Annotated in this window: 2 protein-coding genes; both read left to right on the top strand. The window is 65.1% G+C overall.

All coding sequences use genetic code 11. The annotated features are described in order from the left end of the window. Positions 1 to 115: 115 nt before the first annotated feature. The gene (locus AB0950_RS40410; protein ID WP_366780817.1) at positions 116 to 430 is read left to right on the top strand and encodes a hypothetical protein; all 315 of its coding nucleotides are present in this window, start codon (positions 116 to 118) and stop codon (positions 428 to 430) included. 302 nt (positions 431 to 732) lie between these two features. Then, complete coding sequence (locus tag AB0950_RS40405; protein WP_366780816.1) at positions 733 to 912, top strand: hypothetical protein; 180 nt, start codon at positions 733 to 735, stop codon at positions 910 to 912. The last annotated feature ends 188 nt before the right edge of the window (positions 913 to 1,100 follow it).

The raw sequence follows: 1,100 nt of genomic DNA, 5'->3' as shown, positions 1-1,100 counted from the left end.
CGAGTACGAACGCGGCTGGTGGCAACAACAGGAAGCCACCCAGCAGCCCGCCTGAAACAAGACCACCGCACTCTACGAAACCCAGGACAGCTCATTCAGCCCGGACGGCCGATGCCTGGCGGACGCCGCCGACGACGGCATCACCCGCCTGCGGAGCCTTACCACCGACAACCGGCTCCCAACAGGCCAGCCCCACCTCCTCGCAGGACTCGAACAGCCGGTCAGAGCCCTGGCCTTCAGCGGCAACGGACAGCTGCTGGCTACCGGCAGCGACGACAGCACCATCCGGCTCTGGGACCCCCGCCAAGGCACCCTGACCGCCACCATCACCGGCAACACCGGCAGCATCCAGGCGCTCGCCTTCCACGACGGCAACGATCAACCCAATCAGCGCCGCTCAAGACGGCGCCATCCGGCGCTGGATCCTTGACCCTCGGACAGTCGCCGCCCACGCCTGCACTCTGACCACGAACATCAACCTTGTCGACTGGAAACGCCAACTCCCCGGCCTCAACATGCCCCGCCACTGCGGCATCTGAGCCTGGGCGGGGGACTGTCCGAAAGTTCGCCTAAGCCTGGTGTAACCGGTCTGGCATGAGGTGTCGTCTCTGCGGGGGAAGGATTACGGATAGGCAGCAAGGACGAATGGACCCGCGAGACCTCGAACATCGCAGGCATGGGGACAAGGTGACGAGGCTGACCGAGCTGGACCGGGAGCTGGCCGAGTAACTGGTGAATCAGGTCCGCAGTGAGGTGCTCAACCTGGTTGGGCAGAACGGACTGCTCAAGGGGCTGGTGAAGCTGGTCCTGGAGCGTGCCCTGGAGGCCGAGATGCAAACCCGCCGGAACGCGGCTGATCAGGCCAGACGCAAGTCGATTCGCGGCACGGTGTCGCCCTCGCGCGGCAGGTAGTGTTCGACCAGATTGGTCACCGCAGAGCAGAGCCGGCACACGTGAGTTTGCGACTGGAGCGTTTCGCGGCGCTGTCTGCCGCAGTGCATCATGGCACCAGGGTGGACCGGTTGTCGGCGAAGCGCGCGATTGCTCTCCTTAGCCGCATGGGCTGCACGTCGACACACTCCTGTGATCCTGTGAAGCGG

The sequence above is a fragment of the Streptomyces sp. NPDC007189 genome, from assembly GCF_040703635.1.
Taxonomy (GTDB): Bacteria; Actinomycetota; Actinomycetes; order Streptomycetales; family Streptomycetaceae; genus Streptomyces.
The sequence above is the reverse complement of the archived record's forward strand: the minus strand, read 5'-3'. Positions and strand labels throughout refer to the sequence as shown.